This is a genomic window from Pseudomonas sp. S49, assembly GCF_009866785.1.
Taxonomy (GTDB): domain Bacteria; phylum Pseudomonadota; class Gammaproteobacteria; order Pseudomonadales; family Pseudomonadaceae; genus Aquipseudomonas.
Map to the genome: position 1 here is coordinate 4739725 of NZ_CP019432.1, position 20650 is coordinate 4760374.

The window sequence follows — 20650 nt, forward strand, 5'->3', positions numbered from 1 at the left end:
GCAGGCTCGCTCCCACCAAGGCAAAAAACAGGCAAAAAAAATCCCCGAACCAGTCGGGGATTTTTTATGTTCGATCAATCAGCCCGGGGGCGGATCAATCTTCGCGATAGCGACGCAGTTTCAGCTGCTTACCGGCAACGCGAGTGTCCTTCAGTTTGGTCAGGAGTTTGTCCAGACCATCTTCCGGCAGCTCGACGAGGCTGAAGCTGTCACGCACCTGGATGCGACCGATCGCTTCACGGGCCAGACCGCCTTCGTTGAGGATGGCGCCCAGCAGGTTCTTCGCAGCGATACCATCACGCGCACCCAGCGCGGTACGGCAACGAGCACGGCCTTCGCCCAAAGGCATTGGCGCGCGACGCTCGCGGTCACCACGATCAGGACGATCACCGGTGCGCTCAGGACGGTCGCCACGCGGTGCGTTGTTCGGCACCAGTGGACGTTCCTTCTCAATCGCAGCCAGGTTCAGCGCTTGACCGTTGGTGGCTTTGCGCAGCAGCGCAGCAGCCAGAGCACGCGGGGTGCAGCCGATGTCTGCAGTCAGACGATCGAGCAGCTCACCGTGAGTCGATTCGGCGTCAGCGACCAGCGGCGACAGGCTGTTGGTCAGTTTCTTGATGCGCGCATCGAGAACGGCTTGAGCGTCCGGCAGGCGTACTTCGGCAACTTTCTGACCGGTTACGCGCTCGATCACTTGCAGCATGCGGCGCTCACGTGGAGTCACCAGCAGCAGTGCACGACCTTCGCGACCGGCACGGCCAGTACGGCCGATACGGTGAACGTAGGATTCCGGATCGTACGGCATGTCGACGTTGAACACGTGAGTGATGCGCGGAACGTCCAGACCACGAGCAGCAACGTCGGTCGCGACAACGATGTCCAGACGGCCATCTTTCAGCGAGTCGATGACGCGCTCACGCTGGTTCTGGGCGATGTCACCGTTCAGCGCCGCGGCTTTGTAGCCTTTGGCGTCGAGGGCGCTGGCCAGATCCAGGGTCGCTTGCTTGGTGCGCACGAACATGATCAGGGCGTCGAAATCTTCCACTTCCAGCAAGCTGAGAACGGCCGAAGTCTTCTGGTCAGCGTGAACCAACAGGTGAGCCTGTTCGATCGCGGTAACGGTCTGAGTCTTGGTCTGGATCTTCACGTGTTGCGGATCGCGCAGGTGGCGTTCGGCAATAGCGCGGATCGACTGCGGCAGGGTAGCCGAGAACAAAACGGTCTGACGGGTCGCTGGCAGAGCCTTGAAGATGACTTCCAGGTCATCCATGAAGCCCAGTTTCAACATTTCGTCAGCTTCGTCGAGAACCAGGTGGTTCACGGTCGACAGAACTTTTTCGTCACGACGCAGGTGGTCGCACAGACGGCCCGGAGTGGCGACAACGATCTGTGCACCATTACGGATTGCTTTCAGTTGTGGGCCCATCGGCGCGCCGCCGTAAACGGCCACAACGGTAACGCCCGGCATTTGCTTGGCGTAGGTTTCAAAAGCGGTTGCTACTTGCAGCGCCAACTCACGAGTTGGCGCCAGGATCAGGGCTTGCGGTTCGCGCTTGGCAGGATCGATGCGGTGCAGAATAGGCAGTGCGAACGCGGCGGTTTTACCGGTACCGGTTTGCGCCTGACCAATCATGTCCTGGCCGGCCATGATGATCGGGATCGATTGCTGCTGAATCGCCGAAGGCTCTTCGTAGCCAGTCGCTGCGACGGCTGCAAGAATATTCGGGTTAAGATTAAAAGCGGCGAATCCGCCGGTTTCCTGGGTCATGGGTCTGCCTCTAAGTGCATCCGCAAAGACCCATGCTCCAAAGCTGCGCATGCCGTGTTGAGACTCAAGAGTCGCCCTGGCAGCTTTGTCGGCGGGGATTTGCGAAAACGAATGAATGAAAAAAAGAATCGTCCGGGAAGAGCCCGCAATGCGGACGTGCAGCCGAAGCTGACTTCGGGAAATTGCGCTACCTAAACGCGGCCCGGTTAAAGGCCGGCGCGCACTATACCGGATTTTGCCCAAAAAGGGAGCTTTTTTTATCGTCTGAATGCGTGTGTCACCGCTGTGTAACGGGGTTTTGCGGATAATCGCGCCAAGGTCTATTTTTCATAGGCCCGGCCCTGCGGGCGATGACGCTTAAACGATTCATCGATGTGCGGCATACCGTCGCTGCACCCGCCCTCCCCGCTCGAGGATTTCGCCATGAATCAGCCCTGTGCCGGCCGCGTCAGCCGTGAACGCCGTGGTCACGTCCATCTGATTGGCCTCGATCGAGCGGCCAAACGCAACGCCTTCGACCTCGACCTGCTCAACGAGCTGAGCCTGGCCTACGGCGAGTTCGAAGCCGACAGCGAAGCGCGGGTGGCGGTGGTGTTTGGCCATGGCGAGCACTTTACCGCCGGTCTGGATCTGGTCAATGCCAGCTCCGCCCTCGCCCAAGGCTGGCAGGTTCCGACCGGCGGTTGCGACCCGTGGGGGGTTTTCGTCGGACCACGGGTGAGCAAACCGGTGATCGTCGCCGCGCAAGGTTACTGCCTGACCATCGGTATCGAGTTGATGCTGGCGGCAGATATCAATCTCTGTGCGAGCAATACCCGCTTCGCGCAGATGGAAGTACAGCGTGGGATCTTTCCTTTTGGTGGCGCGACTTTGCGATTTCAGCAGATTGCCGGCTGGGGTAATGCGATGCGCTGGTTGCTGACCGGCGATGAATTTGATGCGCACGAAGCCTTGCACTTGGGACTGGTGCAGGAAGTGATGGCCAGTGAAGACCTGCTGCCGCGAGCGATTGCGTTGGCCGAACGGATTGCCCGGCAGGCGCCGTTGGGGGTGCAGGCGACGTTGATGTCGGCGCGGCAGGCTCGGTATGAAGGCGAGACAGCGGCGGCGCAGGGTTTGCCGGCGCTGGTGAAGAAGTTGCTGGCCAGTGAAGATGCCAAGGAAGGAGTGCGCTCGTTGGTGGAGCGGCGACCTGGAGTCTTCAAGGGGATCTGAAAAACTTGGCGCCTGCCATGACGCCATCGCGAGCAGGCTCACTCCTACAAGGGAACGCATTTCAATGTAGGAGTGAGCCTGCTCGCGATAGGGCCAGCAAGGCCAGATGCCTCAGGTGGCCGGGCGAATACTGTTGATCAACGACTGCAACGAATACCCCAACTTCGGCGCCAACGATTCGGCCCGGGCGGTCAGTGCCTGCATGTCCAGCGCCTGATCGAGATCCGCCGGCACAATCAGAATGACGTTGCCCTCCTTCACCGGCAGCTCCCAGTAGTGCCGGTGATAGAGCCCGCGCAACAACGCCGCGCCCAACGGCTTGCCGTCATCGGTGGCCCACTGGTTGATCACCAGCCAGCCGCCCGGATTCAGCCGTTTCTGGCAGTCACCGAGAAAACTCCAGGCCAGATGGCCGACACCCGGCCCGACATCGGTGTACAGGTCGACAAAAATCAGGTCCGCCGGCTCGGCAGTCGGCAGCAGTTCGAGGGCGTCGCCGACGCGAATGTACAGGCGTGGATCATCATCCAGCCCAAGGTATTCGATGGCCAGACGCGGCACATCCGGGCGCAATTCAATCGCTTCGACATCTTCCAGCGGCAGAAACTTGAGGCAGGCCTGCGTCAGCGTACCGGCACCGAGCCCCAGAAACAGCGCACTCTCCGGCTGCTCATGGCACAACGCACCGATCAGCATCGCGCGGGTGTAGTCGTATTCCAGCCAGCTCGGATCAGCGGTGAACACGCAGCTCTGCTCGATCGCATCGCCGAACTCGAGAAAGCGGTAATCGGCCACTTCCAGCACGCGTATCACGCCGAACTCATCCTGTACTTCGGCGAGCAGATGCTCGACGCGCTCCTCAGTCATTTCGTCTCCTGATGGTCACCGGGCGCGGTGACGCGATGGCACCGCTGTGGCGCCGTGGCAAAGCGGCGATTGTCGGTGATGGGGCGGGAGCAGGTCACGCACTAATTGCTGCTAACATGGCCTTCCGTGCGTAGAACCAATTAGAGACCGTGATGAGCCAACCGTGGAGCCCTGACAGCTGGCGCGCCCTGCCGATCCAGCAACAACCCCAATATCCTGACGCTGCGCATCTGCGCCAGGTCGAGCAGACGCTGGCCAGCTATCCGCCGCTGGTGTTTGCCGGCGAAGCGCGCGAACTGCGCCGACAGTTTGCCGAAGTCACTCAGGGCCGCGCATTCCTGCTGCAGGGTGGCGATTGTGCGGAAAGCTTTGCCGAATTCTCTGCGGCAAAAATTCGCGACACTTTTAAAGTATTGCTGCAGATGGCGATCGTCATGACCTTTGCCGCCGGTTGCCCGGTGGTCAAGGTCGGGCGCATGGCCGGCCAGTTCGCCAAGCCACGCTCGGCCAACGACGAGACCATCGATGGCGTGACCCTGCCGGCTTATCGCGGCGACATCGTCAACGGCATCGGTTTCGACGAGAAAAGCCGCGTACCGGATCCGGAGCGTCTGCTGCAGTCCTACCACCAGTCCACCGCCACGCTGAATCTGCTGCGCGCGTTTGCCCAAGGCGGTTTTGCCGACCTGCATCAGGTGCACAAGTGGAACCTCGATTTCATCGCCAACTCCGCGCTGGCCGAGAAGTACAGCCACCTCGCCGACCGCATCGATGAAACCTTGGCGTTCATGCGCGCCTGCGGCATGGACAGCTCGCCACAACTGCGCGAAACCAGCTTCTTCACCGCCCACGAAGCGTTGCTGCTGAACTACGAAGAAGCCTTCGTGCGCCGCGACAGCCTGACCAACGATTACTACGATTGCTCGGCACACATGCTGTGGATCGGCGACCGTACCCGTCAGCTCGACGGCGCGCATGTCGAATTCCTCCGTGGCGTGAACAATCCGATCGGGGTGAAAGTCGGCCCAAGCATGGACCCCGACGATCTGATCCGCCTGATTGACGTGCTCAACCCGGACAACGATCCCGGCCGTCTGAACCTGATTGCGCGGATGGGCGCAAACAAGGTCGGCGATCACCTGCCGGCGCTGATCCGTGCGGTGCAGCGTGAAGGCAAGCAAGTGCTGTGGAGCTCAGACCCGATGCACGGCAACACCATCAAGGCCAGCAGCGGCTACAAGACCCGTGACTTCGCGCAGATCCTCGGTGAGGTTAAACAGTTCTTCCAGGTGCACGAAGCCGAAGGCAGTTATGCCGGCGGGATTCACATCGAGATGACCGGGCAGAATGTCACCGAGTGCATTGGTGGCGCGCGGCCGATTACTGAAGATGGCTTGTCGGATCGCTATCACACCCATTGTGATCCGCGGATGAATGCCGATCAGTCGCTGGAATTGGCATTCCTCATCGCTGAAACCCTCAAACAAGTTCGCCGTTAGACCGCGTCGCCTCTTTCGCGAGCAGGCTCGCTCCCACACTGGATTGGTGTCGTACACACAACCCATGTGGGAGCGAGCCTGCTCGCGAAGAGGCCGGCTCAGACACCACCAAGCTCCGCCAATGCCACCCGCAACCGCGCCGCACTCTCGCGCTGACAATTCAATTGCACCCGCGCAAGCCCCAGCCAATCCGCCATCTGCCGCAAGTTCAGCGCCAGCGCCAACATCCCTTCCTCATCCAGTCCCTTTTCCTCTTCGTGCACCGCATGCACCGCCAACTGCCCCGCCGCCCGTTCGGCACGCAGATCAACCCGCGCTGCAATCCGCTCGTTGTGCAAGAACGGCAGCACGTAATAGCCGAAAACCCGCTTGTTCTGCGGCGTATAAATTTCCAGCCGATAGCGAAAATCGAACAAACGCTCAGTGCGGCTGCGTTCCCAGATCAACGAATCAAACGGCGATAACAACGCACTGGCCAACACCTTGCGCGGGACTTTCGGCTCCGGCAGGCAATAAGCGATCTGGCGCCAACCAGCGACTTCGCACATCTGCAATTGCCCCGCCTCGACCAGTTCCGCCAGACGTGGACGCGCATCCGCCGGATTCAGACGGAAGTAATCTCGCAGGTCTTTTTCTGTACCGACGCCCAACGCCTGTAACGCATGCAGCAACAGCCCGCGCTGCGCTTCGGCTTCATCAGGCAACGCTTGTTGCAGAATCGATGAAGGAATTACCCGCTCAGGCAAATCATACAAGCGCTCAAATCCACGCCGCCCCGCTACCGTCACTTCGCCCGCCGCAAACAACCATTCCAGCGCATGCTTTTCCGCGCTCCAGTCCCACCATGGCCCGGCCTTGTCTTCGCGAGTCGACAAGCTGCCGGCACCCAACGCGCCCTGCTCTGCGACCGAGTTCAACACCCGGCGAACAACGTCCTGCTGCTCGCGACCGAACTTCGCCAGTTGCTGATAGATATCCTCGCCGCGCCTGGCTCGCTGCATCCGCCACGCCATCAGCGGATACATCGACAGCGGCAGCAATGACGCTTCATGGCCCCAATATTCGAACAATGTGCGCCGACGCCCCGAACTCCAGGCAGCCTGGTCGAGCAAATCAGAAGAATAGGAACCCAGACGGGAAAACAGCGGCAGGTAGTGCGAGCGCACCACGGCGTTGACGGAATCGATTTGCAGCAATCCCAGTCGTTCGATCAGCCGGTTGAGGTGTGGCGCTTTGACAGTCGGCGGCTGGCGCCCGTTGAAGCCTTGGGCTGCCAGCGCCAGTCGTCGCGCCTGTTTGAGGGAAAAGGATACTGTTGCGGGCATGAGCATCTCCTTGTCTGCTCGCAACCTACCTCACTGGAAGTTGGTTTGTGTAGCGCTCTGCTCATCATTTATGCAGGGGGTCATTTATGCATCGGGTCATCCCAGAACGGCCGCACGGCTTCGTGTTCGACGTCGGCACGACTGACGCCGATGTCCTTCAACGCTTCGTCGCTCAGACTGGCGAGCAATTCGCGTTCACGGTGCAGTTCGTACCAGCGGCTAAACTTGTGCAGCAGGTCGGAAACGATATGGCCGTGGCCGGAAAATTTTGATTCGTCTACATACTCTCTTTGACCTTTCATCGTGTTGCCTCCTTTGTGGATGGCTCAAGTCTCGCGCCGGCGCTAAGATCAATCCAACGAATGTTTCTGATGGCATGCATCACGGAGATTCATCAATTGTCGGCCTACCCCAGTATCGATACCGATGTACTGCGCACCTTTGTCGCCATCGCTGATCAGGGCGGTTTTACCCGTGCCGGCGAAATGGTCAACCGCACGCAATCGGCGGTGAGCATGCAGATGAAGCGTCTGGAAGAAGACGTATTGCAGCGGCAGTTGTTCGAGCGCGACGGACGCCAGGTGCGCCTGACCGCCGAGGGCCAGGTGCTGCTCGGTTATGCGCGGCGCATCCTCAAGTTGCACAGCGAAGTGTTCAACACCTTGCGCGAGCCGCACATGGTCGGCACGGTGCGCATCGGTACGCCGGACGATTATGTGATGCGGTTTCTGCCGGGGATCCTGTCGCGGTTCGCGCAGTTCTATCCGCTGATCCAGATCGAAGTGCATTGCGAGTCGACCAAACAACTGCTGCAGCGTACCGATCTGGATCTGTCGATCGTCACCCGCGAGCCGGGCAACGAGATCGGCCAACTGCTGCGCAAGGAGCGTTTTGTCTGGGCCGAGGCGCAGAATTTCAGTGCCCACGAACAAACCCCGCTGCCGCTGGCGATGTTCAACAGTGATTGTTTCTGCCGCTTGTGGGCGTGCAATGCGCTGGATGCGATGGGCCGCGAATACCGCATCGCCTACAACAGCACCAGCCTCTCGGCGTTGATGGCCGTGGTCAGCGCGGGTCTGGCGATCACCGCGCAACTGGAAAGCCTGATCACCCCGGACATGCGCATTCTCGGTGCCGCCGAAGATCTGCCATTGCTGCCCGAAGCCAGCATCATGCTGATCCGCAACCTGAACAATCCGTCACCGATCACCGAGTGCCTGGCCGAGCACATCGTCGAAGGCTTCAAACTTTAAACGCGAGCATCACCGCACACAGCACCAGGAAACCGCAGAACAGCCCGCGCAGGAGTTTTTCCGGCATGGCGTGGGCGACTTTCACTCCCCAACTGATGCTGGCCAGACCACCGATGGCCAGCGGCAGGCCGATCATCCAGTCCACTTCGTGGTGTACCGCGTAGGTGACCAGAGTCACTCCGGTGCTTGGCAAGGCCAGCGCCAGCGACAAGCCTTGAGCAACCACTTGCGTGGTGCCGAACAGGCTGGTCAGCACCGGCGTTGCCACCACCGCTCCGCCCACTCCGAACAATCCGCCCATGGTCCCGGACGCCGCGCCAAGCACGCCAAGCCACGGCCAGGAATAGCGCATTTCGGATGTCACAGCGGGTTGCTTGCCGAACATCTTCAACAGGTTGTAGATCGAAAGGACCACCAGGAACGCGACGAAGCCGATGCGCATGGTTTGCGCATCAATGCCCACCGCCCAGATCGAACCGATCCAGGCAAAGCAGAAACCCATTACCGCCAAAGGCAGCGCATGCCGCAGTTCGATGCGATTGCGCTGGTGATAACGCCACAGCGCCAGCATCACGTTCGGCACCACCATGACCAGCGCTGTGCCTTGGGCGATCTGTTGATCAAGGCCAAACCACACGCCGAGCAACGGAATGGCAATCAAACCGCCGCCGATGCCGAAGATGCCGCCAAGTGTGCCAAGGGCGGCGCCGAACAACAGGTACAACAAAAACTCCATCACAGCCGAATTCCTCTCACGTCAGGCGATTCATCCTACGCAGTCGCGGCTGGCGGGGAAACGCACAGCAACGCACAATGGCTATGCTGATTTCGCACAGGCGTTGCCAACCATGAATCCCAATCAATTGACCGATCAACTCGGGCTGTTTCTCGATGTGCTGGAAAGCGGCAGTTTTTCCGCCGCCTCGCGCCGTCATCCGCTGACACCCTCGGCCGTCGCCCGACGAATCGACAGCCTGGAAAGCGCCGTCGGCAGCCAGCTGTTTGTCCGCAGCACTCACGCAGTACGCGCAACGCCGGCGGGTCTGGCGTTTGCCGAACGCGCGCGACGGATTGTCGCCGAGTTGCAACTGGCCCGCGCAGAAGCGGTGTCCTTGAGCAGTGCGCCCGAGGGCTTGATCCGCATCGATGCCCCCGCCGCTTTCGGGCGACGGCACCTGGCACCGGTGATCGCTGACTTTCTCGTTCTGTATCCGGGGCTGGATGTGCAGTTGCATCTGATCGACAGTTTCGTCGACATGGGCGGCTCGAACCTGGGCAAAGTCGATCTGGTGCTGCGCGCCGGACAAATGGCTGATACCCGCTTGGTGGCCACACCCTTGGCGAGCATGGTGCGTATTGCCTGCGCCAGTCCTGATTACCTCAAACGCCGTGGTGTGCCCGGCAGTCCGGCGCAACTGAGCGAGCATGACGGCCTCGACTGGGACGGCCTCGCTCCGCCCTTCGCCTGGCGCTTCGAGCAGGACGGCCAGATGCATTTGCACCGCCCGGCGCGCATCCGCATGAGCGCCAACAATGCTGAAGCCTTGGTCTGCGGCGCCTTGGCTGGCTTGGGCATCGCGCATTTGCCGACGTGGCTGGCCAGCGAATACCTGCTGCGCGGCGAACTGCTGCCGTTGTTTTGCGAAAACGGCCTGCCAAGCCCGGAATCCACCGGCATTTACGCGCTGCGTATGGAGCAACAAACCAACTCGCGCAGCCGCTTGTTGCTCGAATATCTCAAAACCCGCTTCAGTCCGGTGCCGCCATGGGATCTGGCGTTACAGCGAGATCTGGGCCGGCACTAGCGCCGGAAAATTATCTGGCGCATTAAAGATTCGAGCGCTAGATTCATGACCATTACCGAACAAGGCTTTTGAAATGACTTCCGAACGCGACACCTGCGACGACCTGCTGCTGGACAACCAGGCCTGCTTCGCTCTGCATTCCACTTCGCTGATGATGACCAAGGTCTACAAGCCGCTGCTGCAAGCCTTGAACCTGACCTATCCGCAGTACCTGGCGATGATGGTGTTGTGGGAGAAGGATGGTTTGACCGTCGGAGAAATCAGCTCGCGGTTGCTGACCGATCCCGGATCGCTGACTCCGCTGCTCAAACGCCTGGAAGGCGAAGGCTTGCTCAGCCGTACGCGCAGTCGTGAGGATGAGCGGGTGGTGATGGTTGAACTGACCGAACAAGGCCGTGCGCTGCGCGACAAGGCACAGACCATTCCGCAATGCATTCTCGGCGCCAGCGGCTTCTCTCTGGAACGCCTGCAGAAGCTGCAATCAGAGTTGCAGGCGCTACGCGGTCACTTGCAGGAAAGCCTGATCTGACCTCCACACAGTCCCTATGGGAGCGAGCCTGCTCGCGAATGCGTAGTGTCCGTCGATATGAATGGTGACTGATACACCGCATTCGCGAGCAGGCTCGCTCCCACATTGATTTCATCGACAGCAAAATATTTTCACCACCTGATCTACCGCGCAATCCGCTCTAACTCAAGCCTTACAGACACCCTCTCATACCCGCCCCTTCGTGGAAGTGCAGCTTTTTCAGAAATTTATCTTGCGCGCTAAATATTTGCGCGATACATTCACCTCGCACTTACTTAGCGCGCAAACAATTAGCGCACACAACCACACCCAATGAGGCTCACACCATGCAAACTATCTACACCGCAATCGCAACCTCCACTGGCGGCCGTGATGGTCGTGCGATCTCCAGCGACAACATCCTCGACGTCAAACTCGCCACCCCGAAAGAACTCGGCGGTGCCGGCGGCGCGGCGACCAACCCTGAGCAACTGTTCGCGGCCGGCTACTCGGCCTGCTTCATCGGCGCACTGAAATTCGTCGCCAGCCAGACCAAACGCAAAATCCCTGACGATGCCTCGATCACCGCCCACGTCGGTATCGGCCAGATCCCCGGTGGCTTCGGTCTGGACATCGACCTGCACATCAGCCTGCCTGGCCTGGAACAAGCCGACGCACAAGCGCTGGTCGACGCTGCTCACCAGGTCTGCCCGTACTCCAACGCCACCCGCGGCAACGTCGATGTGCGTCTGCACGTCACCGTTTAACTGCTGATACCTCAGGCCCGAACAGGAAATGAACATGCACACTTTCAGCAAAGTCTTGACCGGTACCCTTCTCGCCCTGTCCATCCACAGTGCATTTGCCGGTGATGTCGAACACAACACTCAGGCATTTCTCGATGTGCTGAATGCCGGTACCGGCAAACCGATGGAACAGCTGACACCCAAAGATGCCCGCGCCGTGCTGGTCGGCGCGCAGTCCGGGGTCAAGCTGACGCTGCCCAAAGCGGACGTCAGCGAGAAAACCATCCAGATCGATGGCCAACCGTTGAGCCTGACCATCGTCCGGCCGGCCGGGGTCAAGGGCGAGCTGCCAGTGTTCATGTTCTTCCACGGTGGTGGCTGGGTGCTGGGCGATTTCCCGACGCACGAGCGGCTGGTGCGGGATCTGGTGGTCGGTTCGGGAGCGGCGGCGGTGTTCGTCAATTACACGCCTTCACCGGAAGCCCATTACCCGGTGGCGATCAACCAAGCTTACGCGGCAACGAAGTGGGTCGCCGAGCACGGCAAAGAAATCAATGTCGATGGGAAACGTCTGGCCGTCGCTGGCAACAGCGTCGGCGGCAACATGGCGGCCGTGGTTGCACTGATGGCCAAAGACAAAGGCACGCCGGCGATCAAGTTCCAGGTGCTGCTGTGGCCTGTGACGGACGCCAATTTCGACACCGGTTCCTACAATCAGTACGCCGAAGGGCACTTCCTCACGCGCAACATGATGAAGTGGTTCTGGGACAACTACACCACCGACGCCAAGCAGCGAAACGAGATTTACGCGTCGCCGCTGCGGGCCACCACTGCACAACTGAAGGGCCTGCCGCCAGCACTGGTGCAGACCGCCGGCGCCGATGTGTTGCGTGATGAAGGTGAAGCGTATGCGCGCAAACTCGATGAGGCCGGTGTGGCGGTGACGTCGGTGCGTTACAACGGCATGATCCACGATTACGGTTTGCTTAACGTGGTCAGTCAGGTGCCGGCAGTGCGTTCGGCGATGTTGCAGGCATCTGAAGAACTCAAGCAACACTTGAAGTAATCACAATCCCATTGTGGGAGTAAGCCTGCTCGCGAAAGCGGTGTGTCATCCGGTGATGTGCTGGCTGACAGAATGCTTTCGCGAGCAGGCTCGCTCCCACAGGGGATTGTGTGAAGCTCAAATCGCAGGCACAAAAAAGCCCGACTCAATGGTCGGGCTTTTTCTTTCCGTAAAAAGCAGTGCTTATTTGGCACGGCCTTTGTAGGAACCGCCTTCGCGGGTGTCGATTTCGATCTTGTCACCGATTTCGATGAAGTCAGCAACTTGCAGCTCGGTACCGTTAGCCAGCTTGGCTGGCTTCATGACTTTGCCGGAAGTGTCGCCGCGAGCCGAACCTTCGGTGTAGTCAACTACGCGCACGATGGTGGTCGGCAGCTCTACGGAAACCAGACGCTCTTCGAAGAAGATCGCTTCGCAAACATCGGTCATGCCTTCTTCAACGAAAGGCAGAACAGCTTCGATGTCTTCAGCGTTCAGCTCGTACATGGTGTAGTCAGTGGTGTCCATGAACGTGTAGGTGTCGCCGCTGATGAAGGACAGGGTCGCTTCTTTGCGGTCGAGGATTACGTCGTCCAGTTTGTCGTCAGCGCTGTAAACGATCTCGGTCTTGTAACCGGTCAGCAGGTTTTTCAGCTTGGTCTTCATGATCGCGCTGTTACGGCCCGACTTGGTGAATTCAGCTTTCTGAACCAGCCAAGGATCGTTATCGAGACGGATCACGGTACCGGGTTTCAGTTCTTTACCAGTTTTCATTGCGAATATCCGAATTTGGATGGGATTTACAAAAATCTAGGCCGCGTATCATATCCAATTTAGGTAAAACTGTACCAGCGCTGCGGCAAGATCGGCCTGCAAGCCTTGTTCCAGACACCACGCTTCGGCATTTTCCTGCAGTTCTGGCCAATGATTACGGACTGCGAGCCAGTGTTCGCCGATGGGCTGACCGGCACTCCAGGCTCGCCACAGACCGTTCATCGCCTCGGCAGCGGCCGGTGACAGGCCTTTAGTGTAGAGCGCAAGGAAGGCGTCGAGCTTGTCCAGATGGATGTCTTCGTCCTGCTGATAGATGTGCCACAGCATCGGCCGCGCCGCCCACTGCGCGCGGACGAACGAGTCTTCACCGCGCACGGCATTGAAATCGCAGCACCAGAGCAAATGGTCATACTGATCCTGACGGACGAACGGCAATACCTGCACGGTCAGCGACTGACGCACATTAATCTCGCCCACCGTCAGGGTTTCCACTCCAAGCCAACGCGCTACGTCGCCAAGAATCCGCCCTTCCGGCACCAGAAGATGGGTCGGTGCAGCATCGGCCGCCAGCACATCAAGCCAACTCGCCAGCCCGGCATTCTCATAGGCAAACAGCGAAATCAGCTGCGCATCCGGTGCGCGATCGACCCCCAGACCTTGCAGAAACTGGCGCTGAGCCTCGGTATCCTGCTGAAACAGTCGACGCTGCTCAAGCAATCCTCGTTCACGAAGCAGCCCGCCAGTGCCCGCCTGAAAGCCCGGAAAAAAGAAGAACTTCTGCACGGTTTTGTATTTGACCGACGGCAACCCGTGGCAACCGATCACCCAGTCTTCGGCGCTGAGATAGTCGAGGTTCATCCACAGCGGCGGCTGTTCGCGCACGGCCATCGCCTCCATATAGTCAGTAGGCAACTGACAGGCAAACGCGGCAATCACCACATCGGCGGCGTCGGTGTGCGACCACTCAGCCGGCCAGTGGCGCACTTCGACACCCTGCAGGGATTGCTGTGCCGCGTTGATATCGATCTCAGGGCAAATGCGCTCGAAGGCGCGCAGATCATCGACCCACAGGCGCACCGCCAGACCGTGCTCGGCCGCCAGTTGCCGGGCCAGACGCCAGGTCACACCGATATCACCAAAGTTGTCGACGACGGTGCAGAAAATATCCCAGCGGGTTTTCAATTGCGGCATTCAAGACTCCCGTTGGCAAAAGCGTCGATTGTCCGCATAAATGACCTCGCGCAGAAGAGCCGACGGCGATTAATCTTCGTGCGACAATCGCCACTTGCCCGCAATCATCCGCCAGGAGGCAGCCATGCCCTATCGCCCCAACACACGCCGGCCCTTGCCTGTACAGCTTAGCGCGCTGCATCTGACCGGCAGCATTGCCCTGGGCATGTGGCTGGGTTTTCTCGCTATTGCACTGACGTGCTGGCTGCTTTCGCATTTTCTGTTCAAGGAACAGCTGGCACCGGTTGCCCAAGCGGTGCAACAACTGGGCAATCCGCCGGCGGCTGTTCAGGTCCAGCCGGATATTCCGCCGCAAAGCCCATTGTTCCAGCAGTACGAAGAAAACCTGCGCAAGAACGAGCAGCAGGCACGGCTGGATCAGGCGCGCGGCAGCACGCGTAATCTGTCGAATCCAAAGTGTCAGTTCTGGCTGCAACAGGATCAAACCGCTCCGAGCGAGAAGAGCCGCGCCAACGTTTTGCAATTCTGCGATTGATCATGAACAAGCACATCGTCCACCAATTGATTCTCGACAAACTGCGCATCGATCTCGACATCGCCGAACGCGCCGCGCAAACCGCTTACGAAACGGCGACCCACGAAGAAAACATCGCCGAAAACAAATACGACACGCTGGGGCTTGAGGCGTCGTATCTGGCGGCGGGTCAGGCGAAAAGAGTCGAAGAAATCCGTCAGTCACTGGCGCTGTGCCAGAACCTGACCTTGCGGGCCTATGACGAAAATCGTGGTATCGAAGTCGGCGCCCTGCTCGGCCTGGAGGACGAAAAGGGTCGCGAGCAATGGCTGTTTCTGGCGCCGGATGCGGCAGGCCTGAAAGTCGATGTGGTCGGTCAGCCGATTACCGTCATCACACCGCGCTCGCCGCTGGGTAAAAGTCTGCTGGGCAAGCTCGAAGGTGATGAGGTGGAGATCCTGGTCGCAGGCACCCGGCAACAGTTCGCTGTCACCGAGGTGCTCTGAAACAACTGATCAGTGAACCGGCAGTTCGACGCCGTCGAACAGTTCTTCCAGTTCCTGCTTGTTGTGGCATTGAATGGCTTTGGCCATCACTTCGCGGGTAAGGTGCGGGGCAAACTTCTCGATGAAGTCGCACATGAAACCACGCAGGAAAGTGCCGCGACGGAAACCGATCTTGGTAATGCTCGATTCGAACAGTTCGCTGGCATCCAGCACCACCAGATCGTTGTCGAGTTTGGTGTCGACCGCCATTTTAGCGACGATGCCCACGCCCAGGCCCAGACGCACATAGGTTTTGATCACGTCGGCGTCGGCGGCGGTGAACACCACTTTCGGCGTCAGGCCACGATGGCTGAAGGCTTCGTCGAGTTTCGAACGACCGGTGAAACCGAAGACGTACGTCACGATCGGGTATTCGGCCAAGGCTTCGAGGGTCAGCTTCGGCAGCTTGGTCAGCGGGTGGCCCTGTGGCACGACCACGCAGCGGTTCCAGCGATAGCACGGCATCATGACCAGGTCGCCGAACAACTCCAGCGCTTCGGTGGCGATGGCAAAATCGACGGTGCCGTCAGCGGCCATTTCGGCGATCTGCATCGGCGAACCCTGGTGCATGTGCAGCGCTACGTCCGGGTATTGCTTGATGAAATTGCTGATCACCGGCGGCAGCGCATAACGTGCCTGAGTGTGGGTGGTGGCGATCGACAGGGTGCCTTTTTTCTCGTTGGAGAATTCCTGGGCAATCTGCTTGATGCTTTCGACCTTGCGCAGAATCTCACCGGCGGTGGTGATGATGCGCTCGCCGGCCGGGGTCACGCGGGTCAGATGCTTGCCGCTGCGGGCAAACACTTCGACGCCAAGTTCATCTTCCAGCAGACGGATTTGTTTACTGATGCCCGGTTGCGAGGTGTAAAGGCTTTGGGCTGTAGCGGAAACGTTGAGGTCGTGGTGCGCCACTTCCCAGATGTAGCGCAATTGTTGAAGCTTCATATGAATCCCTCAAAGCAGGTAGACGCCACGGGCATCAGCGACGGTATATAACTATATTAATGGTTTGAATAATAAATCTAGAACTTTTTTATCAAAGCGCCATTATTCCTGCTTCAGCGATCCCCCCGCCGCCGGCGCTCCACCAACGGCACTAGATAAACCGGCACCTTGGCCAATTGCAGAACTCGCGCCGCCGTGCGCCCTAACGGCGTTTCCGCGCCCACCCCGTGGCTGTGACTGCCGACGATCAGCAAGTCGACCGAGAGTTTCTGCACCTGGTCGAGAATCACCTGCGACGGATCACCCTGCAGCACGCGCACGGCGCGAATGCGCTGCAGATCCTGCTCGCCTTCATCCCCCAGTTCTTCGCGAAAGCTTTCCAGCACCCGCTGCTCGATATTGGCAATGACAGTTTTCAGACCCTGGCTGTGAAATTCGTTCAATGCCTGTTCGTCGAGGTAACTCTGCAACACCGATTCGGCAAACAGCCCCATCGGCTCCACCGCGTGCACCACGTACAAATCGGCATTGAATGTTCGCGCCAACGCCAGGGCATGCTGCATCACTAACGGTGCGTACAGACCGAGGTCAGTGGCATACAGCATCGAACGAATCATATGACCTCCTCGCAAGCCAACATGGCGGAGATTTGATTCAGCTTAGCAGTGCCTTGGCGAGTACGACGTGCGGCGCAACGTCTTGAACCACAGGGCTTTAGACCGACGGTTCGTTGCTGATGCCATGCGGCACGTGGCCGGTGGCAACGACTTCGCGGGCGAGTTCGCAATGGCCGGCCTGATCGTCGAAAAACACGTCGGCAGCGAAGGCTTCAAGGAACGCCGATTTGGTCAGGCCGCCGAGGAACAGGGATTCGTCGAGGCGAATATCCCACTCACGCAAAGTGCGGATCACCCGCTCATGGGCCGGCGCCGAACGCGCGGTGACCAGCGCTGTGCGGATCGGGCAATCGTCATCGGGAAACTCGCGCTGCAACAGATTGAGCGCTGCCAGAAAGCCTTTGAACGGCCCACCGCGCAATGGCTCGCGGGCCGACTCACGCTCCTTGGCCTGGAACGCTTCCAGCCCGCCGGACTGATAAACGCGCTCCGACTCATCGGAAAAAATCACCGCGTCACCGTCGAAGGCGATGCGCAATTCGTCGCTGGCCGCGCGACTGGCGCCACCGGACAGAATCGTTGCTGCGGCGAAACCGGCGTCCAGTGCCGCGCGCACGTCTTCGGCATGCGTCGACAGAAACAGGTCGCAACCAAAGGCTTTCAGGTACGGATACGGACTGCGCCCGCCGACAAACGCTGCGCGGGAAATCGCCAGACCGTAATGGTGAATCGAGTTGAACACACGCAAACCGGTGTCGGCGCTGTTGCGCGAGACCAGAATCACCTCGACCCGCGCCCGCCCGAGGCGACTGTTGAGTGCCAGGAGTTTTTCCACCAGCGGGAAGGCATCGCCGGGCGCAAGAATTTCGTCTTCGTGTTCGATCTGGTATTGCCGGTAGGCTTCTACGCCGCTCGACAGGTAGACCTTGTGGCTCTCGCTCAGGTCGAACAGGGCGCGCGACGAAATCGCCAGCACCAGTTTGTCATCGATGTTTTTGGCCATGCTTTCCCCCAAAGCAACCGGCTTAAACGTTGCGCCGGTCGATAAAACTCAAATTGCGATACAACGCTTCGATGCGCGGCAACTCACAACCTGCTGCGTTTGCTGCCGCCAATGGCCGAGCGTAGATCGCTTCCAGCTCCAGCGGTCGTTTATGTAAAAAATCGTGGTGCATGCTCGGCCAGTAGTCGGGCATTTTCTCGGTCATCATGAACAGATAGTCGGCGTAACCTGGCGGAATATCGTGACCGCAGGCCTTGGCCCCCTGCACCACTTCGTTCATCAGCGCCTTGATCAGCAGGCGGCTGTCGGCATCGGCCATCAGCGGTGTGGTACTCGCACCGAGCAACACCGAGAGCCCGTTATAGGGAATATTCCACACCAGTTTCTGCCAGCGCGCCTGCTGCAGATTGGGCATCGCCTGTGAATCGATTGCGGCGGCGCGGAACAGACCGGAGCCCTCTTCGACAATCGCCATGCGTGCAACGTCATCAATGGCCGGGCCGCTGTGATAGCCAACATTGACGGCGCCCAAGGCCTGATGGGTGATTTGTCCAGGACCTCGCGGTGTACGCAAATCAGGCACAAGCCGCCCAGCAGGTGCAGGGAATCGGGGAGCAGTTCACGCAAACCGTCTTCGACGTCGAGACCGTTTTGCAGCACCAGTACTTTCGCATCCGGTTTGGCCGCTTGAATGATGGAAGGCGCGAGACCGGCGTTGCTGGTGGTTTTCGCCCCTACCAACAGCCAGTCGCACTTGGGCATGTCTTCGGCAGCCGAATAGGCTTGCACCGGATTCAACGTCAGCGGGCCATGCACCGCGCTGTTCACCTGCAAACCACGCTCGGCCACCGCCGAAAATTCGCTGCGCAACAGAAAGTGCACATCGAAACCGGCACGCGCCAGCATCACACCGTAGAACCCACCAATTGCGCCGGTACCGATAATCCCTACGACCGGTTTATCAAAGCCCGGTTTATTCTCTGCCGCCATCATGGCAACTCCTCTGCAATTCGGCCCAGTGCCTGTCCCAGCGCCGCGTTCAGCGCATCAGCGGTCAGGCGCGTGTGCAATGCCCCAAAGAACTCACCGTCGCGCACCACAAACAGCGCCGGCAAATGAAAGACCTGATAACGCTCGACCAACCCGCCGTTGTCGCCGGCATCGATCCAGCACAACTGATCGATGGCCAGATCAAGTCCCGGCAACACCTCGCGGGCATAACGGCAACTGGCGCAACCGACGCTGGTGAAAATCACCAGCGAAACGCCGCTCATCGCCAATAGCCGTTGATCGGCGTCGAAATCGGTCAGTTCGGATTCGACCACTATACTGGGGGAAACAATGTCAAATGACCGACACAGGGAGTCTGTGCTCATGGGACGTTTCATTCCTCATCCGGACGAGGTGCCGGTTGAATTAACCTTGCTCAAGCCTGAGTGTATTTCCAGGCAACAGCTGCACACTATCAGCCTCGGCGGCATCGCTTGCAATTACCACCGTGCCTGGCGCCATGGCACCGCCCTGCAAGTACGCATGCCGACACTCAACGCCGACATCTGCTACCCGGGCTATGTCGCGTGGTGTCTGCGCCGCAAAAAAGGCTACCTGGTGGGCATCGCCTTCACCGATGAGCAGACGCTGTTCAGCGCGCGAATGGGTGAGCAGGTGTGTCAGATCGAGCGCTATTGCCGCATGCACGACACCCACGATGACCTGCAAGAAATTCAGGCGGTGGCCCTGCAATGGGTCGAGCAACACGCCGACGAGTTCTCCCACGACAGCGTGCGCAAGGCTTTTGCGCAGCCAGCGCTGGACTAAAGCGCCTTTTGCCCATTGTCGAGCAGGCGCTTTACGCGCTAAGGTTCCGCTCCCCGACGCGCTTAAATCTGCTGTGCTCCGCCGCGCGGGGATCGCTGGCGGCCGGCACCCGTGACCTGACGAGTAAACGATGGCTGATTTACCGATCAACGACCTAAACGTCGCCTCTAACGAGACCCTGATCACTCCCGATCAGCTCAAGCGTGATATCCCTCTGAGCGATGCTGCCCTGCGCACCGTCACCAAGGGCCGCGAAGTCATTCGCAACATTCTTGATGGCACCGACCACCGTCTGTTCGTAGTGATCGGCCCGTGCTCGATCCACGACATCAAGGCTGCCCACGAATACGCCGATCGCCTCAAGGTGCTGGCTGCGGAGGTCTCCGACACTCTGTATCTGGTCATGCGCGTGTATTTCGAGAAGCCACGGACCACCGTTGGCTGGAAAGGCCTGATCAACGATCCGTATCTGGACGACTCGTTCAAGATCCAGGACGGTCTGCACATCGGTCGTCAGTTGCTGCTGGATCTGGCCGAAAAAGGCCTGCCAACCGCCACCGAAGCCCTCGACCCGATCTCCCCGCAGTACCTGCAGGATCTGATCAGCTGGTCGGCCATCGGCGCACGTACCACTGAATCGCAGACTCACCGGGAAATGGCTTCCGGCCTGTCCTCGGCCGTAGGTTTCAAGAACGGCACTGACGGCGGCCTGACTGTGGCGATCAACGCCTTGCAGTCGGTGTCCAGCCCGCACCGTTTCCTCGGTATCAACCAGGAAGGTGGCGTGTCGATCGTCACCACCAAAGGCAACGCCTACGGTCACGTGGTGCTGCGCGGTGGTAACGGCAAGCCGAACTACGATTCGGTCAGCGTTGCCCTGTGCGAACAGGCGCTGAACAAGGCGAAGATCAAGCCGAACATCATGGTCGATTGCAGCCACGCCAACTCCAACAAGGACCCGGCCCTGCAACCGCTGGTAATGGAGAACGTTGCCAACCAGATCCTCGAAGGCAACCAGTCGATCATCGGCCTGATGGTCGAGAGCCATTTGAACTGGGGTTGCCAGGCGATTCCCAAAGACCTCGCCGACCTGCAATACGGCGTGTCGATCACCGATGCCTGCATCGACTGGTCTGCCACCGAGAACACCCTGCGCAGCATGCACGCCAAGCTCAAGGATGTTCTGCCGAAACGCGAGCGTAGCTAATCAGC

22 protein-coding genes and 1 pseudogene are annotated in these 20650 nt (G+C 59.4%); 11 read left to right on the top strand and 12 right to left on the bottom strand.

Going from position 1 to position 20650, the window contains the following annotated elements; translation table 11 throughout:
- Positions 1-94: 94 nt before the first annotated feature.
- Entirely contained in the window at positions 95-1768 is a 1674-nt protein-coding gene (locus tag PspS49_RS20755; protein ID WP_008088238.1) for a DEAD/DEAH box helicase, read from the bottom strand.
- 423 nt (positions 1769-2191) lie between these two features.
- On the opposite strand from PspS49_RS20755, the gene PspS49_RS20760 reads away from it, so the two are divergent.
- A complete protein-coding gene (locus PspS49_RS20760) occupies positions 2192-2983 on the top strand; it encodes a crotonase/enoyl-CoA hydratase family protein (protein ID WP_150750712.1) in 792 nt (263 codons plus the stop codon).
- Between the two features lie 111 nt (positions 2984-3094).
- Here PspS49_RS20760 and PspS49_RS20765 read toward each other — a convergent pair whose 3' ends face one another.
- Complete coding sequence (locus PspS49_RS20765; protein ID WP_127929233.1) at positions 3095-3850, bottom strand: spermidine synthase; 756 nt, start codon at positions 3848-3850, stop codon at positions 3095-3097.
- Between the two features lie 152 nt (positions 3851-4002).
- On the opposite strand from PspS49_RS20765, the gene PspS49_RS20770 reads away from it, so the two are divergent.
- Positions 4003-5349: a 3-deoxy-7-phosphoheptulonate synthase class II gene (locus PspS49_RS20770; protein ID WP_077573929.1), complete on the top strand. Its 1347-nt coding sequence runs from the start codon at positions 4003-4005 to the stop codon at positions 5347-5349.
- A 98-nt stretch (positions 5350-5447) separates the two neighbouring features.
- Here PspS49_RS20770 and PspS49_RS20775 read toward each other — a convergent pair whose 3' ends face one another.
- A complete protein-coding gene (locus PspS49_RS20775; protein ID WP_160041301.1) occupies positions 5448-6674 on the bottom strand; it encodes a winged helix-turn-helix domain-containing protein in 1227 nt (408 codons plus the stop codon).
- Positions 6675-6754: 80 nt separating this feature from the next.
- Positions 6755-6976 (bottom strand): DUF1127 domain-containing protein, encoded by a 222-nt coding sequence (locus PspS49_RS20780; protein WP_007908607.1) that lies wholly within the window; start codon positions 6974-6976, stop codon positions 6755-6757.
- A gap of 96 nt (positions 6977-7072) precedes the next feature.
- On the opposite strand from PspS49_RS20780, the gene PspS49_RS20785 reads away from it, so the two are divergent.
- Positions 7073-7927: a LysR substrate-binding domain-containing protein gene (locus PspS49_RS20785; protein WP_007908606.1), complete on the top strand. Its 855-nt coding sequence runs from the start codon at positions 7073-7075 to the stop codon at positions 7925-7927.
- Here PspS49_RS20785 and PspS49_RS20790 read toward each other — a convergent pair.
- Positions 7917-8666, bottom strand: a complete 750-nt coding sequence (locus PspS49_RS20790; protein ID WP_174245075.1) for a sulfite exporter TauE/SafE family protein — start codon at positions 8664-8666, stop codon at positions 7917-7919. The two genes, PspS49_RS20785 and PspS49_RS20790, sit on opposite strands and share 11 nt — an antisense overlap.
- Positions 8667-8775: 109 nt before the next feature.
- Here PspS49_RS20790 and PspS49_RS20795 point away from each other — a divergent pair, with 109 nt between their 5' ends.
- From PspS49_RS20795 to PspS49_RS20810, 4 genes are all read left to right on the top strand, one after another.
- Positions 8776-9732, top strand: coding sequence for a LysR family transcriptional regulator (locus tag PspS49_RS20795; protein ID WP_160041303.1), 957 nt, complete (start codon positions 8776-8778; stop codon positions 9730-9732).
- 73 nt (positions 9733-9805) lie between these two features.
- Positions 9806-10261 carry a MarR family transcriptional regulator gene (locus tag PspS49_RS20800; protein WP_127929238.1) on the top strand — a complete coding sequence of 152 codons (456 nt, stop codon included), beginning with the start codon at positions 9806-9808 and terminating at the stop codon, positions 10259-10261.
- 326 nt (positions 10262-10587) lie between these two features.
- Positions 10588-11007, top strand: coding sequence for an organic hydroperoxide resistance protein (locus PspS49_RS20805; RefSeq protein WP_160041305.1), 420 nt, complete (start codon positions 10588-10590; stop codon positions 11005-11007).
- A gap of 34 nt (positions 11008-11041) precedes the next feature.
- The gene (locus tag PspS49_RS20810; RefSeq protein ID WP_127929239.1) at positions 11042-12052 is read left to right on the top strand and encodes an alpha/beta hydrolase; all 1011 of its coding nucleotides are present in this window, start codon (positions 11042-11044) and stop codon (positions 12050-12052) included.
- Between the two features lie 183 nt (positions 12053-12235).
- Here the strand turns inward: PspS49_RS20810 and PspS49_RS20815 are convergent, their stop codons facing one another.
- Both PspS49_RS20815 and earP read right to left on the bottom strand, forming a co-directional pair.
- Positions 12236-12805, bottom strand: coding sequence for an elongation factor P (locus PspS49_RS20815; RefSeq protein WP_160041307.1), 570 nt, complete (start codon positions 12803-12805; stop codon positions 12236-12238).
- A gap of 48 nt (positions 12806-12853) precedes the next feature.
- The gene (gene earP / locus PspS49_RS20820) at positions 12854-13996 is read right to left on the bottom strand and encodes an elongation factor P maturation arginine rhamnosyltransferase EarP (RefSeq protein ID WP_160041309.1); all 1143 of its coding nucleotides are present in this window, start codon (positions 13994-13996) and stop codon (positions 12854-12856) included.
- Positions 13997-14120: 124 nt separating this feature from the next.
- On the opposite strand from earP, the gene PspS49_RS20825 reads away from it, so the two are divergent.
- Positions 14121-14531: a hypothetical protein gene (locus PspS49_RS20825; RefSeq protein ID WP_160041311.1), complete on the top strand. Its 411-nt coding sequence runs from the start codon at positions 14121-14123 to the stop codon at positions 14529-14531.
- A gap of 2 nt (positions 14532-14533) precedes the next feature.
- Positions 14534-15016: a GreA/GreB family elongation factor gene (locus tag PspS49_RS20830; protein ID WP_127929241.1), complete on the top strand. Its 483-nt coding sequence runs from the start codon at positions 14534-14536 to the stop codon at positions 15014-15016.
- A gap of 9 nt (positions 15017-15025) precedes the next feature.
- Here the strand turns inward: PspS49_RS20830 and cysB are convergent, their stop codons facing one another.
- The 5 genes and pseudogenes from cysB to PspS49_RS20855 form a co-directional block, all read right to left on the bottom strand.
- Complete coding sequence (gene cysB / locus PspS49_RS20835; protein WP_007908591.1) at positions 15026-16000, bottom strand: HTH-type transcriptional regulator CysB; 975 nt, start codon at positions 15998-16000, stop codon at positions 15026-15028.
- Positions 16001-16113: 113 nt separating this feature from the next.
- On the bottom strand, positions 16114-16617 hold the full coding sequence (locus PspS49_RS20840) for a universal stress protein (protein WP_127929242.1): 504 nt from the start codon (positions 16615-16617) through the stop codon (positions 16114-16116).
- Positions 16618-16714: 97 nt separating this feature from the next.
- The gene (locus PspS49_RS20845) at positions 16715-17620 is read right to left on the bottom strand and encodes a 5'-nucleotidase (protein ID WP_102900381.1); all 906 of its coding nucleotides are present in this window, start codon (positions 17618-17620) and stop codon (positions 16715-16717) included.
- A gap of 22 nt (positions 17621-17642) precedes the next feature.
- Positions 17643-18613 (bottom strand): annotated as a pseudogene (locus tag PspS49_RS20850) (putative 2-dehydropantoate 2-reductase).
- Positions 18610-18996: a thioredoxin family protein gene (locus PspS49_RS20855; RefSeq protein ID WP_160041313.1), complete on the bottom strand. Its 387-nt coding sequence runs from the start codon at positions 18994-18996 to the stop codon at positions 18610-18612. Before PspS49_RS20855 ends, PspS49_RS20850 begins: the two are co-directional and overlap by 4 nt.
- On the opposite strand from PspS49_RS20855, the gene PspS49_RS20860 reads away from it, so the two are divergent.
- The gene (locus tag PspS49_RS20860; RefSeq protein WP_007908584.1) at positions 18995-19438 is read left to right on the top strand and encodes a PilZ domain-containing protein; all 444 of its coding nucleotides are present in this window, start codon (positions 18995-18997) and stop codon (positions 19436-19438) included. The genes PspS49_RS20855 and PspS49_RS20860 overlap by 2 nt on opposite strands.
- A 130-nt stretch (positions 19439-19568) precedes the next feature.
- Complete coding sequence (locus PspS49_RS20865; RefSeq protein WP_127929246.1) at positions 19569-20645, top strand: 3-deoxy-7-phosphoheptulonate synthase; 1077 nt, start codon at positions 19569-19571, stop codon at positions 20643-20645.
- Positions 20646-20650 lie beyond the last annotated feature (5 nt).